The sequence below is a fragment of the Klebsiella sp. RCJ4 genome, from assembly GCF_009025755.1.
In the GTDB taxonomy this organism is placed as follows: Bacteria; Pseudomonadota; Gammaproteobacteria; order Enterobacterales; family Enterobacteriaceae; genus Klebsiella; species Klebsiella michiganensis.
Window position 1 is genome coordinate 15,395 of record NZ_WCIN01000026.1, and the last position, 16,119, is coordinate 31,513.

The window sequence follows — 16,119 nt, forward strand, 5'->3', positions numbered from 1 at the left end:
GTCTGGCATTTTTTATGGAGAAACGATGCGCTTACCTATCATACTGGATACCGATCCCGGCATTGATGACGCCGCGGCGATTGCCGCCGCGCTGTTCGCCCCCGAGCTTGATCTGCAGCTGATGACCACGGTGGCGGGCAACGTGTCGGTGGAGAAAACGACACGCAACGCCCTTCAGCTTCTGCATTTCTGGAACGCCGATGTTCCCTTGGCCCAGGGCGCGTCGATGCCGCTGGTTCGCCCTCTGCGCGACGCCGCCTCGGTGCACGGCGAGTCCGGTATGGAAGGCTACGATTTCGTTGAACATCACCGCCAGCCGCTGGCGAAACCGGCGTTTCAGGCGATCCGCGACGCGCTGATGCACGCCCCGGAGCCGATGACCCTGGTGGCGATCGGCCCGTTAACCAACATTGCGCTTCTGCTGACCCAGTACCCGGAATGCCGCTTTAATATCCGTCGCCTGGCGATCATGGGCGGCTCCGCCGGGCGCGGCAACTTTACGCCGAATGCGGAATTTAACATCGCCATCGACCCGGAAGCGGCGGCTAAAGTGTTCAACAGCGGGCTGGATATCGTCATGTGCGGGCTGGACGTCACCAATCAGGCGATGCTGGCGCCGGATTACCTCGCCACTCTGCCAACGTTGAATCTGACCGGGAAAATGCTGCACGCGCTGTTTAGCCACTACCGTAGCGGCAGCATGAGCAGCGGGCTGCGTATGCACGACCTGTGCGCGATTGCGTGGTTGGTTCGCCCGCAGCTCTTTACCCTTGAACCATGCTTTGTGGCGGTAGAAACCCAGGGTACATGGACCTCAGGCACCACGGTGGTTGATATCGAAGGCAGGCTGGGCCAGCCGGCAAATGCACGGGTGGCGCTGGGGCTGGACGTCGAAGGATTTCAGCGCTGGGCGGCCGAGGTGATTGCCCTGGCGCCTTAACCGGGGGACGAAGCGGCCGGCGCGGCGCTCAGGTATTGTGAGTGGCATCAACGACGTTGCGCCATAGCGCGCCCGCTTCATCCGTCCACATAAGCAGTAAGAGCGAAGCTAATCGTTCCGCCGCCGCGGAGAGAGGTCTGTTCTTTACGCGGATCATACCAAGCGTCCGCCGGATAACCGGCTCCACGAGCGGAACGCTCACGACGGTGCTATTGCCGCTATGGGGCATAGCCAGACAGGGAAGCGCCGAGACGCCCAGTCCGGCTTCGACAAGGCCGAGCGAGGTCGACAAATGCCTGACTTCATAAAACCAATCCAGTCGCCAGGGCTTATCCGCCAGGCATTTCTCTATTAACTGTCGGTTGCCGCTTGATTTCCTGACGCCGATTAAGGTCTGGCTCACCAGTTCCCGCCATTCGACTAATTTTCGACACGCCAGAGGGTGGTCTTGCCGACAGGCCAGAACAAAAGGCTCATTCACCAGGGGGATAAAATCGATGTCTGGATATGTGATGAAGTTCATGTTTATTCCAAAATCAACTTCGCCTTTTCGTACCGAGTTCATGCACGTTTCTATACCTTGTTCATAAATTCGTACTTTGATGTTGGGGTAGTTTTTATTAAATTGCACGATAGCGCGCGGTAAAAAGTAAAATACGGCGGTCGGAATGCAAGATAGCGTAACGGTATCATGTAATTGAGAAGTTGAATCGTTGAGGTTAAATATTGCCGCATCAAGACTGGAAATCAACGCTTTTGCCTTGGGGAGCAGTATTTTTCCGGCCTGGGTAAGCGCAAGTTTTCGCGTGGTTCGTTCGAACAGCGCAATATTCAGATGACTCTCTATTTTTTTTATCTTTTTGGTGAGTGCCGGCTGCGAGAGGCTGAGCTGCTCGGCGGCTTTGCTAAATGAGCCAAGCTCTGCCACCGTGACAAAGGCTTTCATACCGGATAGTTCATTTTTCATTATTGCTCCGTAGGGTTTAATAAGCGTTGTTCTAAGTAGACGACAAGTCATTATTAAGCAGACATGCTTTTTTATTAATACTTAGCAGGAATAACTCTTATGGCAAAATTTTATCAACCAGCGAAATTCTTGCAAGTAGAATGAATCGGTAAAATATCTGACGTGATTTATCTGGCCGTTAATTAAGTAAATAAAAATCTTAAAGAACATAAAACCAATTAAATTCACGCGGCGTTTTATTCAATTCTTCTATTTATTTCTGGCGGATAAGGAACATGCTATGAAGAGCATTCCCTGTGTATTAATGCGTGGAGGGACATCAAAAGGTGCCTTTCTATTAGCAGATGATTTACCCAAGGATATTCAGAAACGTGATGAGTGCTTGTTAACCATAATGGGATCCGGTCACGAGCTGGAGATTGACGGTATTGGCGGAGGGAGCCCGCAAACCAGTAAAGTGGCCATTATTAGTCAATCCCTAAGCGACAAAGCGGATATCGATTATCTGTTTGTTCAGGTCATCGTCAATGAACGGCGGGTGGATACGACGCCAAACTGCGGCAATATGCTGTGCGCGGTTGGCGGCTTTGCCATTGAACATGGGTTGGTTAAGGCGGTGTCGCCGGTTACGCGAGTGCGTATAAGAAATGTGAACACCAATACCTTTGTTGACGCTGACGTTCAAACACCAGATGGAAAGGTTATTTATGAAGGCAATACGCAAATCGATGGCGTTCCAGGCCATGCCGCGCCGGTTGCGCTGACTTTTCTGAATGCCGCGGGCGCAAAATCCGGCCAGCTTTTCCCAACGGGCAATCGTATGGAAGTCTTTGATAATGTACGAGTGACCTGTATTGATATGGCGATGCCTATGGTGGTGATCCCGGCCCAGAGTCTGGGAAAAACCGGATATGAATCTGCCAGCGAATTAGATCGGGATACAGCCTTACTCAAATCGCTGGAATCTATTCGCCGTCAGGCCGGGAAGGCGATGGGGTTTGGGGATGTGAGCAATATGGTTATCCCTAAACCGGTTCTGATTTCTCCGGGGCTAAGCGGCGGAACGATAAATGTACGTTATTTTATGCCGCATAACTGTCATAAATCGCTGGCGATTACCGGCGCTATCGGTCTGGCAAGCGCATGCGTTATTCCAGGCACCATTGCGAATGAACTGACGAAGCTATCGGGCGATGGCGTTATTACGGTCGAACACCCCAGCGGGGGGATCGACGTCGATTTAAGTCATACAGCTGAGCGCCCGGAGGATATTCGGGCATCGGTTATACGCACCGCGCGGAAAATCCTTTCAGGAACGGTTTACATCCCCGAATAAATATCCACCCTCCGCTTATCTATCAATCCACCGTAGAAGAGGAGAGGGGAGGCATGTGAATACGTTCAACAAGCATCCTCAAATATTGAGTGCAGGTAAGGAATGGAAATGCAAAATAATAAATTATGGAAGCTGCTTGTTATTATAGCAATACCGTTACTCATCAGTTTATGCCCGGCGCCGGAAGGATTATCAACACTTGCCTGGGTATTATCCGGTATCTATCTGGCAGCGATTGTAGGTTTAGTGATTAAACCGTTTTCTGAACCCGTGGTACTGCTGATCGCCGTTGCGGCATCAATGGTGATTGTGGGCAATTTGGGTGGCGGTTCGATAAAAGCCGCCAGCGTATTAAGCGGATATTCATCAGGTACCACCTGGTTAGTCTTTTCTGCATTTACCCTGAGCGCGGCATTTGTGATTACCGGATTGGGTAAAAGAATTGCTTATATTCTTATCGGCAAGATTGGCAGCACGACGTTGGGCCTTGGCTATGTTACCGCTTTTCTTGACCTGATTCTGGCGCCCGCCACGCCGTCGAATACTGCCCGCGCCGGCGGCATCGTCTTACCCATAATCAATAGCGTCGCCGTCGCCTTAGGGTCAGAGCCGGAGCGGAGCGCGAAGCGCGTGGGCCATTACCTCATGCTGAACATCTATATGGACACTAAAACGACCAGCTACATGTTCTTCACCGCCATGGCCGGGAATATCCTCGCGCTGAAAATGATCGAAGATATTTGCCACCTAAAATTGAGCTGGGGAGGATGGGCGCTGGCCGCAGGACTACCTGGCATCATTATGTTGCTGCTGACGCCGCTGATTACCTACAAGCTGTATCCGCCAGAATTAAAGCGGGTTGATAATAAAAAGATCGCTCAGACAGGCATAGACGCTTTGGGGCCGATGACGGTGCGGGAAAAGATGCTGTCTTGCCTCTTTGTTCTTGCGCTCGGCGGTTGGGTATTCAGCAGCGCCCTGGGGGTCAATGAGTCTACCGTTGCAATCTGCGTAATGGCGCTGATGCTGGTATTGAAAATCGTCACCTGGGATGACGTGATTAAGAATAAAGGAGGATGGAATACGCTCATCTGGTACGGGGGTATTATTGGTTTAAGCTCATTGCTCTCTAAGGTTGGATTTTTCGTATGGCTTGCAGAGGCGCTTAAAAATAATATTTCCTTTGATGGCCACGGCAATGTCGCTTTTATTGTGATTGTCGCACTGAGCATATTGGTTCGTTATTTCTTCGCGTCAGGGAGTGCTTATATTGTCGCCATGGTACCGGTCTTTGCCATGCTGGCGAATGTTTCTGGCGCACCGATAATGCTCACCGCGCTCGCGCTATTATTCAGCAACTCTTATGGGGGCATGGTAACCCACTACGGCGGTGCGGCTGGGCCAGTTATTTTTGGCGTTGGCTATAATGATATCAAATCATGGTGGATTATTGGTGGGATATTAGCATTGCTGACTTTTATTCTGCAAATCACCCTTGGGGTATGGTGGTGGGAGATGTTAATCGCCTGGGGGGTAATTTAAATAATCTTTAAGGAGATGAAGGTTTGCCCGGGCATCCTCTGATGCCCGGGGGTAAGTCCTCTTATTAAGAAAACATAGCCTTTTAGCAAGGTGAGGTGCGATATATTTATGTCTCCAGTTACGATTACGTTGTCGCTATTGGTTTTTTCTATTGTCATGTTTGTTTGGGAAAAAATACCTTTAGCGGTAACGGCCATGATTGTTTGTATTACTCTGGTGGTGACCGGGGTTTTTGATGTCAAAACGGCTTTTGCCGGTTTTATTAATCAAAATGTGATTTTGTTTGTGGCTATGTTTGTGGTTGGCGGCGCCTTATTCGAAACCGGGGTGACGGATAAAATTGGTAGTATGGTTACACGCTACGCCAGGACAGAAAAGCAGCTGATAGTCGTCATTATGCTGGTCTGCGGAACGCTTTCCGGGCTGCTATCCAATACCGGCACGGCGGCGGTCCTCATTCCTGTGGTGATTGGCGCAGCGATGAAATCAGGATATGCCCGGTCGCGCTTGCTTATGCCGCTGGCTTTTGCCTCGGCGCTGGGGGGAAATTTATCGCTGATCGGCTCACCCGGCAATCTTATCGCGCAGTCGGCGCTGGAGCAGGTTGGTCAACGCTTCGGGTTTTTTGAATATGCTAAGTTAGGCATTCCGATGCTGGCCTGCGGCATACTCTATTTTGTGACGATCGGCTATCGCATATTGCCAAAAACGAATGTGGCCCAGCGTCAAAGTGTTAATAATATTAAAGCGCAGGCATGCCCGAAATATAAGCAGGTGATTGCGCTATCGGTATTAATCCTGACCGTACTGGGCATGATTTTTGAGAAACAAATTGGTTTGCCGATTGCGATCGTCGGTTCAATTGGCGCATTGTCGTTGATTGTGACCCGGGTCATTACGGAAAAACAGGCTTACCAGGCTATCGACTCGCAGACGATTTTCCTCTTCGGCGGCACTCTGGCATTAGCAAAAGCGCTGGAAACCACCGGCGCTGGCGCCATTATGGCGCGCTCAATTATCGCGTTATTAGGCCAGCAGGCGTCGCCTTTCTTACTTCTGAGCGCCGTATTGATAATCTCCTGCGCGTTAACCAATTTCATGTCGAATACGGCAACCGCCGCTTTATTAATGCCGATTGGCCTGTCTATTGCTCATTCTATGGGCGCCGATCCCCGGGCGGTGTTAATGGCGATTGTTATCGGCTGTTCATGTGCTTACGCAACGCCGGTGGGCACCCCGGCTAATATGATGATTTTTTCCGCGGGTGGCTACAAATTTGTCGATTACGTTAAGGTTGGATTGCCGCTTATTTTGATATCGGTCATTGTCAGCTTTATTTTGCTGCCTGTTTTCTTCCCATTTTATTAATCGCGGTCAGCCATTTTTATCGAATGGCTAATGTCAGGCGTGTTTTTTCAACATCTAAGGATATATGTGATGATTAAATTGTATGACCACGGAGTCTATATATCACATCAGCACGGTATTATTGCCGCTGATAAGGGGTCAGTCGCGTTAGAGAAGCATGAGGCGCGCAAGGGAACGATCTCGTGGTCGATCCTCTCCGCCCATAATACTTCAGGGAATGAACAGCAGTTAAAAATTAAATTTGATTCAATGGCCTCCCACGATATTACTTTTGTGGGCATCATCCAGACTGCTAAGGCCTCGGGAATGGAACGTTTTCCATTACCCTATGTTCTGACGAATTGCCATAATTCGCTTTGCGCTGTCGGCGGCACTATCAACAGCGACGATCATATATTTGGTTTGTCCTCAGCGCAAAAATATGGCGGCATTTATGTCCCGCCCCATATCTCAGTTATTCATCAATATATGCGCGAGATGATGGCCGGCGGTGGGAAAATGATCCTGGGCTCAGACAGCCATACGCGCTATGGCGCTTTAGGGACCATGGCGGTTGGCGAGGGGGGCGGCGAGTTGGTTAAGCAACTGCTCGGAGAGACCTGGGATATTGATTATCCTGAGATTGTCGCCGTGTATTTGACAGGGAAACCCTCGCCCGGCGTTGGCCCTCAGGATATTGCCCTGGCGATAATTGGCGCGGTGTTCGAGCGCGGTTATGTGAAAAATAAAGTTATGGAGTTTGTGGGGCCTGGGGTGGCGACAATGTCTACCGACTTCAGGAATAGCGTAGATGTGATGACCACGGAGACCACCTGTTTATCGTCCATCTGGCAAACGGATGAAGAGACAAAAAACTACCTGCGTATTCACGGCAGGGAACAAGACTATTGTCCGCTCTCAGCAAAAGAGATGGCCTACTATGATGGCTGCATAGAAGTGAATTTAAGCACCATCAAGCCGATGATCGCCTTGCCTTTTCACCCTGCCAACGTATATGAAATTGATACGCTTAATGAGAATTTGCAGGATATTTTGCACGAGGTTGAGATTGCGGCGGATAACATTTCCCAGGGACGCGCCAGGCTCTCCCTGCTGGATAAAGTCGAACATGGAAAGCTGCGGATTCAGCAGGGGATCATCGCCGGCTGCGCTGGCGGAAATTATGTTAACGTGGTCGAGGCGGCTCATGCCTTGAAAAATCACGCCTGCGGCGATAGCGCTTTCTCTCTCGCGATATACCCCTCTTCCCAGCCGGTGTTGATGGACCTGACTAAAAAGGGCATGACCACCGCGTTATTGAGCGCCGGCGCAATTATGCGTACCGCATTTTGCGGCCCCTGCTTCGGCGCAGGCGACACGCCCATGCATAATGGACTGAGCATTCGCCACACGACGCGTAATTTTCCCAACCGGGAAGGGTCCAAACCCGGGAATGGGCAAATGTCGGCCGTTGCGCTGATGGATGCCCGCTCCATAGCGGCGACGGCTGCCAATGGGGGCGTGCTGACATCGGCTTCCGCGCTCGATTGCTGGGAAGACATTCCGCAGTATGAATTTGATGCTTCACCTTATCGGAGCCGTGTTTATCAAGGGTTTATTAAAGGAGCGTCCCGCCAATCGCTGATCTACGGCCCCAATATAAAAGACTGGCCGGAGATGAGTGAGCTGACGGACAATATTTTGTTAAACGTGACCTCAAAAATCATGGATCCGGTGACCACCACCGATGAACTGATTCCATCAGGCGAAACCTCATCATTTCGCTCCAATCCGTTAGGGCTGGCTGAGTTTACCCTTTCGCGACGCGATCCGGGCTATGTCGGCCGTAGTAAGAAGATTGCGGCGCTGGAAAAATTACGAATCGAGGGGGACGATCCTTGTCGTCTGGAGCCGCAGCTTGAGGCGGTTTTTTCCCGGATCCGCCAACTTCCGGGGCAGGAAAATGTCACGCTTGAGCAGACGGAGATTGGCAGCATGGTTTATGCGGTCAAACCCGGCGATGGTTCCGCCCGAGAGCAAGCCGCCAGCTGCCAGAGAGTCCTTGGTGGCCTGGCAAATATTGCCCAGCAGTATGCCACGAAGCGCTATCGTTCGAACGTGATTAACTGGGGAATGCTGCCATTGCAGATGAAGGCGCTGCCGGAGTTTGAGGTCGGCGACTTCATCTATATCCCGGGGATCAGGTCAGCCCTGGAAACCGATCTGCGTCAGATTACCGCGTTCGTGATCGGCCACGATCGCCCCATTAAAGAGATCTCTCTTTACATGGAGGGGCTCACCTCAGCAGAGCGGGAGATAATTAAGGCGGGAAGCCTGATTAATTATAATAAATTACGCTTAACAACCCACCATCAGTAAACGATCTTGATCATCAAGATGAATCAACGGGGGTGATATCGCATCCCCGTTTTTATTCATAGCCGCTTATTCCGTGGTTTTCGATCGCGGCGTTAGAGCTGGGCTACCTGAAGCCGGCTTCATCTTCTCGCTAAGATAATCAATCATCGCCCGCATTCTGGCGGGCATATGCTTATTGCCCGACCACAGTAGCCAGAGCTGGCCGGAATAGCGGCTGATAAACTCCCACTCCGGTAAAACCTGCACAATCTCGCCGCGCGCCAGCGCCTCACGGGCGGTAAACAGCGGCAGGCTGCCGATGCCCAGATTCTGCTTCACGGCATCGAGGCGCACGGCGGTATGGTTGGCGGCGTAGCGGCCGTGAGTCTGAATTGTTTCCGTTTTCCCCCCGCGGCGGAACTTCCAGCGCGAATCGGCGGGCGTCTCGCCAAGGCTGATACAGCTATGTTCGCGCAGATCCTGCGGCGTTTGCGGCGTTCCATAGTGCTCCAGATAGCCGGGCGTCGCGCAGATGACGTGGCTGATGGTCATCAAAGGCTTACCGTGCAGCCCCGGCGAGGGGGTAGGGGTGATACGCAGCGCCAGATCGATGCCGTCATCAATAAAATCGAGAACCCGATCCTCAAGCCGCAGACAGACGTCGATCTTCGGGTAGCGGTTAAAAAATTCCAGCATCAGCGGGTGAATGGCAAACCGTCCCACGGCTTTCGGCACGCTGAGCGTGAGCTTGCCCTGCGCCACCGCCTGGATACTGCTGGCGGAGTCCATGGCCAGACGCGCCGATTCCAGCATCTCCAGCGCATGTTCATACACCATTTTCCCGGCATCGCTGAGGCGCAGCTTGCGCGTGGTGCGGTGCAGCAGCTTGCAGCCCATCTCCTGCTCCAGGCGCGAGACGCTGCGGCTGATCGCCGAAGGCGTTGCGCCAGCCTGGCGTGCGACGGCGGAGAAGCTGCCCTGTTCCACAATCTGTACGAACAGGGCGAGGTCGGGCAGTAGGCTCAGATTCATTTGTGCTTCCGAAGCAAAATTGCGTTGATGTCAGGCGGGATTATCGCCGCCAGCAATATCAATATACTGTCCTGACAGAGAGGAGGACAACCATGACTGAACGCCTTTATTACACCAGCGACGCCGAGGAATGCCTTGCGCAAGTCGTCAACTGCCTGAGCGAAGCCGATGGCCGCTATGCCATTGAGCTGGATCGCACGCTGTTTCACCCGCAGGGCGGCGGGCAGCCGGCGGATCGCGGCTGGATTGCCGGCCTCGCCGTCGAGGGCGTGGTTAGCCGCGGCGATAGCGTGGCGCATATCGTTTCACAGCCGCTGCCGGCCGGCGAGGTCACGATCCGCATCGATCCAGAGAGCCGACGGCTGCACGCGCGTCTGCACTCCGCCGGGCACGCGCTTGCCCAGGCCGGGGAGCTGTCGGGCTGGCAGCCGATCAAAGGACATCACTGGCCGGGAGAAAGCCGTATTATTTTTGCCCCAGGCGCGCATGGCGGGCTGCCCGAGGCCAGCGCGCTGCTGGAAAAAGTTGAGGCCTGGCAGGCAGACAATTTACCGCGTCAGCTTACTTTTGCCGATGGCCTGCGCAAGGTCGGGTTCGGCGACATGCAGAGCTATCCCTGCGGCGGGACGCACGTGGCCAGCCTGTCCGAACTGGGTAAAGTCGTCATTTCCCAGGTGAAGATGAAAAAAGGGCAAATTATTGTCAGCTACACGGTGGAATAAGCGAGTGAAAAGGAGATGCACACTCAACAGGGCATCTCCCGGTGCTTAAATATGCGCAGGATGTTTACCGTGATAAATCCGCTCCGGTCTGCCGACTTTGCCATAGCTGATTTCAGCCTCAAGGAAATCGTTTTTAACGCCCTGCTCAAGGTAGCGGCGGGCGGTGGTTTTACTACTGCCGAGAATACGGGCCAGGGTGTCTGCGGTATGGACCGTTTCCGGGTCGGCAAAGAGCTGTAATACCCGATTAAAGGTGCTCTCATCAATACCCCGCAGCGGAGAGCCTGCGGCTTCCGCGTGCTCTTTTGCCTGGATATTGAACAGGGCGTCAACATGGGTCTGGCTTGCCTGCTCGCTTGAGCGAAGAGAGCTGCGATAGCGGGCAAAACGCTCAAGCGTATGCTGCAGGCGCTGATAGTGAACGGGTTTAATCAGGTAATCAAAAACGCCCATCCGCAGGGCTTCGCTGATGGTATCCATATGGTTGTCGGCGGTGATGAAAATGATGCGCCCTTTATAATGAGTATTGACGGCGTGGCGGATCAAATCGAGTCCTTTGCCATCGGGTAAGAAGTTATCCAGCAGGGTGAGCTGGGGCTGATAGAGGCGAAGCATCTTTTTTGCGCTTTCCAGTTTATCCGCAATGCCAATGACTTCGAACTGGGGAAATTGCTTGATGGTATCCACCAGAATTTCCGCCAGCATAGGTTCGTCTTCAACGATGAGAGTGGTGATGCTATCCATGGTGTTCATCTCGGGTCAGGGGGATATAAAGGGTAAAAATAGTGCCAAAAGGGATGTTGTCATCGACGACGATATTGCCGCCCGCCTGCTCAACGTAGCTGCGAACCAGCCAGAGTCCGATGCCGTGATCGCCGCTGTCGCTGCTGGTCACGCCGCGCTCAAAAATACGATCGCGCAGCGATTCCTCAATCCCGCAGCCCTGGTCGGCGATCTCGACGATCGCTTCGCCGCCCTCGCTGTTGATCAGGCATTCGATCTGCTTTGAACCTGCCGGCTGACGTAGGGCAGCGTTGTAGGCGTTATCCAACAAATTGCCGACGATCGAGATCCATTCATTATGCGACAGCGAAGAGGGGAGAGTTTCAACGTGGCAGGCGGGATCGAAGACCAGCTCTAATCCGAGCTCTTTGGCGCGGTAATATTTGCCGATCAGCAGCCCGGCAAGGTGGTTCACTTTAAAATTGCGGGCAATAAAATCGAGCACTTTCTGGTGGCTCTCAGACTGCTGCTGAATAAGATCCAGCGCGTTATCGTAGCGTTTTAAAAACAGCAGCCCGGCAATGGTGGAGATCAGATTGCGATGCTCGTGCTGTACGGCGCGCAGGTTATCCGCGTACTGCTGGACCTGGCTGAGCTGCAGGCTCAGAGTGTTGATATCGTCTTTACTGCGAAAGCTAATGACCCAGCCCTGGGGCTCGTTATTAAGCGTGACGGCCATACGGCTGGCGATCACTTTAATCTGATTAAAAGTGACGATTTCGTCTTTTTTATTTGTCTGCGGCGCGTCATAGAAGAATGCCTCCTGAGAGATCACGCTGCTGATGCTTTTGCCAATCAGAATGGTTTCCGGCTGGCTCAGGTTTAATAGCCTCCTTGCGGTTTGATTGATGGCGGTAATTCGGTAGTGGGAGTCAATGGCTATCAGCCCCTCAAAGACCGATTCAAACAGGACGCTCTGCTGGATAAGCAACTGTGAGAGCTGCTGTGGTTCCATATTCAGCATCTGTTTTTTGATATGCAGCGAGAAGCGCCGGGCGCAGTAGAGCAGCAGAAGCAGCATGATCGCCATCGGGATCATCAGCGATCCGATTTGCAGACTCAGCCAGTTTTCTAACTGTTCGATGGTGTAGCCCACCGATACAATACCGATCACCTTCCCGGTGCTGTCCTAGATCGGCGACTTGCCGCGTAATGACGAACCGAGCGATCCTTTACGCACCGACACGTAGCTTTTGGCGTTATACAGCGCCTCGTCGCTGTCTCCGCCTTCCATCGATTTACCGATTTCCTCTGGATTCACGTGATACAGGCGCCTGCCTTTCGCGTCACCGACGGTGATATAGGTGGCGTCGGAAAACGATCGCATCGGGTCGATAAGTTCTTTAATGCGCGGTAAATCGTGCTTTTCTACCGCGTCAACCAGTTCAGGCATGGCGGAGATCTGCATGGCCTGAATCAGCGCGCGCTGTCCCACCTGGTAATGCAGGCGTTCCTCCGTAATGCTGGTGAGATACCATGACATGGCCAGCATCACGATTGTCGAGGTAAACAGGATCAACAGGAAGATGCGGTTCTGAAACGAACGTCGGGCAAACCAGTGCGTGATTTTTCGGGCAAACATTGGGCGAATTGACATCAAAAGGTCATTTTCTCTTTTTTAGGGGCCGACGGCGCTGAATCGGCCCACAGATTTACTGATTTCAGAACTCATCCAGTAGGAATACGATGTTTTACGTACCACCCGATCGGGCTTTTGCGCCGTAGCCTGGGGTATTTCCCGGAGGCGGGCGCGGCGCCCGTCCGGGCGGGTAGCCCGGCTAAGCGCAGCGCGAGCCGGGAACAATACGTTTTTACATCGCCAGCACGTACTTGAGCATCACCCCGGCGGCAATCGCCGAGCCAATCACCCCCGCCACGTTCGGGCCCATCGCGTGCATCAGCAGGAAGTTCTGCGCGTCCGACTCCAGACCCACTTTGTTCGATACCCTGGCCGCCATCGGCACCGCCGACACCCCGGCCGAGCCAATCAGCGGGTTGATTTTGTTCCGGCTGCACAGGTTCAGCAGCTTCGCCATCAGCACCCCCGCCGCCGTCCCCACGCAGAACGCAATCACCCCCAGCACCAGTATCCCCAGCGTCTGCGGCTGCAGGAACTTGTCCGCCACCAGCTTGGCCCCCACCGACAGCCCGAGGAAAATGGTCACGATATTTATCAGCCCGTTCTGCACCGTGTCGCTCAGGCGCTCCACCACCCCGCTCTCGCGCATCAGGTTGCCGAAGCAGAACATCCCCAGCAGCGGCGCCGCGTCCGGCAGCAGCAGCGCCACCAGCAGCAGCAGCACCGCCGGAAAGAGGATTTTTTCCCGCTTACTCACCGTGCGCAGCTGCACCATGCGGATTTTCCGCTCCTTCTCGCTGGTCAGCGCCTTCATAATCGGCGGCTGGATTAACGGCACCAGCGCCATATACGAGTACGCCGCCACCGCGATGGCCCCGAGTAATTCCGGCGCCAGCTTGCCCGACAGATAAATCGCCGTCGGCCCGTCCGCGCCGCCGATGATGCCGATGGCCGCCGCCTGCGGCAGGGTGAAGCTGATGATGCCGAAGTAGTTCAGCGTCAGCGCCCCCAGCACCGTGGCGAAGATGCCGAACTGCGCCGCCGCCCCCAGCAGCAGGGTGCGCGGGTTGGCCAGCAGCGGGCCGAAGTCGGTCATCGCCCCGACGCCCATAAAAATCACCAGCGGGGCGATACCCGAGCCGATGGCGACCTTATAGAAGATGGCCAGCACCCCGGCGGAGTAGCCCATATCCACGGCGAGCTCCTCCATCTGCCCCTGCACCGACGGCAGGGCCAGCGCCAGCGCCTCCCTGATGGCGTGGACATCCGGCGTACAGTGGAGCTTCACGGCAATCACCGCCAGCTGTCCGGCGTCGTGGTGCGCCAGCAGGCTCTCCAGGGCGGTCAGCGCCAGCCCGGCCTCCGGGATATTCGACAGCAGACCGCCGAAGCCAATCGGCAGCAGCAGCAGCGGCTCGAACTTCCTCGCGATGGCCAGCCACAGCAGCAGCAGGCTCACCAGCAGCATGACGGCCTGGCCGGCGCCGAGGTGCATCAGCCCCATGCCCTGAATCAGGGCGTTCAGACTTTCCATTTCCGTTCCTCTTCCTTACGCCAGGCTCAGCAGGGTGTCGCCCACAGCCACCGCGTCCCCGGATTTCACCGCGATACCGCGCACGGTCCCGGCCTGCGCGGCGCGGATTTCGGTTTCCATCTTCATGGCTTCCAGAATCAGCAGCACGTCGCCCTCGGCCACCGTCTGGCCTTCCGTGGCAATGACCTTCCAGATGGTGCCCGCCAGCGGCGCGGTCACCGGGGTGCCGGCACCTGCCGGGGCGGCTGCGGGGGCCGTGGCCTGAACGGGGGCCGCTGCCGTCAGCGGGCTGATATCGCCGCCGTCGCTGACCTTCACCACAAAGGCCTTACCTTCCACTTCCACGGTGTAGACGCCGGAGGCGGCCGGTTTCTCTGCTTTCACCGCCGGTTTGACCTCTTCAGCCTGCGGCAGCGGCTCGAACGCCGCCGGGTTGTGGCGGTTCTCAAGGAACTTCAGGCCGACCTGCGGGAACAGGGCCACGGTGAGCACGTCGTCGATGGCGTTGTCGGCAAGCTGAATATTCTTCTCCTGCGCCTGGCGCTTCACGTCGGCTTCCAGCTGCGCCAGCTCCGGCTTCAGCAGGTCCGCCGGACGGCAGGTGATGGCCTCTGCTCCGTCCAGCACGCGCGCCTGTAATGCCGCGTTCACCGGCACCGGGGGGTGGCCGTACTCGCCCTTCAGTATCCCGGCGGTCTCCTTCGCGATGGTTCTGTAGCGTTCGCCGGTCAGCACGTTAAGCACCGCCTGGGTGCCGACAATCTGCGAGGTCGGGGTGACCAGCGGGATAAAGCCGAGGTCCTCGCGCACGCGGGGGATTTCCGCCAGCACCTCATCCAGACGGTGGGCGGCGTTCTGCTGCTTCAGCTGGCCCTCGAGGTTGGTGAGCATCCCGCCCGGCACCTGGGCCACGAGGATACGGCTGTCGGTGCCCTTCAGCTGGCCTTCAAAGGCGTGGTATTTCCTGCGCACCTCGCGGAAGTACGCCGCAATGCTCTCAAGCTTCAGGATATCCAGCCCGGTGTCGTGTTTTGTGCCTGCCAGCGTCGCCACCAGCGCCTCGGTGGCCGGGTGGCCGTAGGTGGCGCTCATGGAAGAGATGGCGGTATCGACGCCGTCGACGCCGGCCTCGATGGCCTTCAGCAGGGCCATCTCCGCCATCCCGGTGGTGGCATGAGCATGCAGGTGCAGCCTGACGTCATAGCGTTTTTTGATTTCGCTCACCAGCTCGAAGGCCGCCATCGGGGTGAGAATGCCGGACATATCCTTAATCGCGATGGAATCGACGCCGGTCTCCAGCAGCTGTTCGGTCAGGTCGAGCCAGGTCTGCAGGGTGTGGGCCGGACTGGTGGTGTAGGAGAGCGTGCCCTGGGCGTGGGCGCCGTGGCTGCGCACCGCCTGCAGGGCGGCCTGCATATTGCGCGGGTCGTTCATGGCGTCGAAGACGCGGAACACGTCCATGCCGTTTTTGACGGCGCGCTCAACGAAGCGCTGCACCACGTCATCGGCGTAGTGGCGGTAGCCGAGCAGGTTCTGGCCGCGGAGCAGCATCTGCAGCGGGGTCTTCGGCATGGCCTTTTTGAGCTCGCGCAGGCGGACCCAGGGGTCCTCGCCGAGGAAGCGGATGCAGGCGTCAAAGGTGGCGCCGCCCCAGCATTCAAGGGACCAGTAGCCCGCGTCATCGAGGGCGGCCGCAACGGGGAGCATATCGTCGAGGCGCAGGCGGGTGGCGAAAAGGGACTGGTGGGCGTCGCGCAGGACGACATCGGTAATGGCAACGGTCATGGATTCCTCCGTGAATTAAGGGTTAAGCGGCGATGGTGGTGGATAGCGGCGGCAATCACCGGCGCCAGGCGGGCGAAGTCGTCAGCGGGCGCTACGGCGGCGGGTGCGGCCTTCGGCGCGGGAGCCGGTTCCGGGAAGAAGCGGTTGACGGCGGCGGACATGCCGCGGATGGCGAAAATCAGCAGAAACAGAAA

The 16,119-nt window shown here is 55.5% G+C and carries 12 protein-coding genes and 1 pseudogene; 6 read left to right on the forward strand and 7 right to left on the reverse strand.

Annotated features, from left to right (window positions below):
• The first annotated feature begins 25 nt into the window (after window positions 1-25).
• On the forward strand, window positions 26-940 hold the full coding sequence (gene rihC / locus F8562_RS08485; protein WP_014837371.1) for a ribonucleoside hydrolase RihC: 915 nt from the start codon (window positions 26-28) through the stop codon (window positions 938-940).
• Between the two features lie 28 nt (window positions 941-968).
• On the opposite strand, the gene F8562_RS08490 is transcribed toward rihC, so the two are convergent.
• Entirely contained in the window at window positions 969-1,907 is a 939-nt protein-coding gene (locus F8562_RS08490; protein ID WP_014227868.1) for a LysR family transcriptional regulator, read from the reverse strand.
• A 280-nt stretch (window positions 1,908-2,187) separates the two neighbouring features.
• Between F8562_RS08490 and F8562_RS08495 the strand changes: the two genes are divergently transcribed.
• From F8562_RS08495 to F8562_RS08510, 4 genes are all read left to right on the forward strand, one after another.
• Window positions 2,188-3,243: a 4-oxalomesaconate tautomerase gene (locus F8562_RS08495; protein ID WP_014837372.1), complete on the forward strand. Its 1,056-nt coding sequence runs from the start codon at window positions 2,188-2,190 to the stop codon at window positions 3,241-3,243.
• 108 nt (window positions 3,244-3,351) lie between these two features.
• Window positions 3,352-4,785: an anion permease gene (locus F8562_RS08500; protein ID WP_094909569.1), complete on the forward strand. Its 1,434-nt coding sequence runs from the start codon at window positions 3,352-3,354 to the stop codon at window positions 4,783-4,785.
• 108 nt (window positions 4,786-4,893) lie between these two features.
• Entirely contained in the window at window positions 4,894-6,153 is a 1,260-nt protein-coding gene (locus tag F8562_RS08505; RefSeq protein WP_014837374.1) for an SLC13 family permease, read from the forward strand.
• 69 nt (window positions 6,154-6,222) lie between these two features.
• Window positions 6,223-8,511, forward strand: coding sequence for a hydratase (locus tag F8562_RS08510; RefSeq protein ID WP_014227873.1), 2,289 nt, complete (start codon window positions 6,223-6,225; stop codon window positions 8,509-8,511).
• A gap of 66 nt (window positions 8,512-8,577) precedes the next feature.
• Here the strand turns inward: F8562_RS08510 and F8562_RS08515 are convergent, their stop codons facing one another.
• The gene (locus F8562_RS08515; RefSeq protein WP_014837375.1) at window positions 8,578-9,522 is read right to left on the reverse strand and encodes a LysR family transcriptional regulator; all 945 of its coding nucleotides are present in this window, start codon (window positions 9,520-9,522) and stop codon (window positions 8,578-8,580) included.
• A gap of 92 nt (window positions 9,523-9,614) precedes the next feature.
• Here F8562_RS08515 and F8562_RS08520 point away from each other — a divergent pair, with 92 nt between their 5' ends.
• A complete protein-coding gene (locus tag F8562_RS08520) occupies window positions 9,615-10,244 on the forward strand; it encodes a hypothetical protein (protein ID WP_014227875.1) in 630 nt (209 codons plus the stop codon).
• A 45-nt stretch (window positions 10,245-10,289) separates the two neighbouring features.
• Here the strand turns inward: F8562_RS08520 and F8562_RS08525 are convergent, their stop codons facing one another.
• The 5 genes and pseudogenes from F8562_RS08525 to F8562_RS08545 all read right to left on the reverse strand — a co-directional run.
• Entirely contained in the window at window positions 10,290-10,988 is a 699-nt protein-coding gene (locus F8562_RS08525) for a response regulator (RefSeq protein WP_004098499.1), read from the reverse strand.
• Window positions 10,981-12,609 (reverse strand): annotated as a pseudogene (locus tag F8562_RS08530) (ATP-binding protein). Before F8562_RS08530 ends, F8562_RS08525 begins: the two are co-directional and overlap by 8 nt.
• A gap of 229 nt (window positions 12,610-12,838) precedes the next feature.
• Window positions 12,839-14,140, reverse strand: a complete 1,302-nt coding sequence (locus tag F8562_RS08535) for an oxaloacetate decarboxylase subunit beta (RefSeq protein WP_151891891.1) — start codon at window positions 14,138-14,140, stop codon at window positions 12,839-12,841.
• 15 nt (window positions 14,141-14,155) lie between these two features.
• A complete protein-coding gene (gene oadA, locus F8562_RS08540) occupies window positions 14,156-15,925 on the reverse strand; it encodes a sodium-extruding oxaloacetate decarboxylase subunit alpha (RefSeq protein WP_151891890.1) in 1,770 nt (589 codons plus the stop codon).
• On the reverse strand, window positions 15,922-16,119 hold a 198-nt coding region (locus F8562_RS08545), incomplete at its 5' end, for an OadG family transporter subunit (protein WP_151891898.1). The genes F8562_RS08545 and oadA, both read right to left, overlap by 4 nt.

Bases quoted from the DNA above. Each gene is read 5' to 3' on its own strand.
- F8562_RS08515 (WP_014837375.1), bottom strand. From the start codon at position 9,522: ATGAATCTGAGCCTACTGCCCGACCTCGCCCTGTTCGTACAGATTGTG.
- F8562_RS08535 (WP_151891891.1), bottom strand. From the start codon at position 14,140: ATGGAAAGTCTGAACGCCCTGATTCAGGGCATGGGGCTGATGCACCTC.
- F8562_RS08510 (WP_014227873.1), top strand. From the start codon at position 6,223: ATGATTAAATTGTATGACCACGGAGTCTATATATCACATCAGCACGGT.
- F8562_RS08525 (WP_004098499.1), bottom strand. From the start codon at position 10,988: ATGGATAGCATCACCACTCTCATCGTTGAAGACGAACCTATGCTGGCG.
- rihC (WP_014837371.1), top strand. From the start codon at position 26: ATGCGCTTACCTATCATACTGGATACCGATCCCGGCATTGATGACGCC.
- F8562_RS08490 (WP_014227868.1), bottom strand. From the start codon at position 1,907: ATGAAAAATGAACTATCCGGTATGAAAGCCTTTGTCACGGTGGCAGAG.
- F8562_RS08505 (WP_014837374.1), top strand. From the start codon at position 4,894: ATGTCTCCAGTTACGATTACGTTGTCGCTATTGGTTTTTTCTATTGTC.
- F8562_RS08495 (WP_014837372.1), top strand. From the start codon at position 2,188: ATGAAGAGCATTCCCTGTGTATTAATGCGTGGAGGGACATCAAAAGGT.
- F8562_RS08520 (WP_014227875.1), top strand. From the start codon at position 9,615: ATGACTGAACGCCTTTATTACACCAGCGACGCCGAGGAATGCCTTGCG.
- F8562_RS08500 (WP_094909569.1), top strand. From the start codon at position 3,352: ATGCAAAATAATAAATTATGGAAGCTGCTTGTTATTATAGCAATACCG.
- oadA (WP_151891890.1), bottom strand. From the start codon at position 15,925: ATGACCGTTGCCATTACCGATGTCGTCCTGCGCGACGCCCACCAGTCC.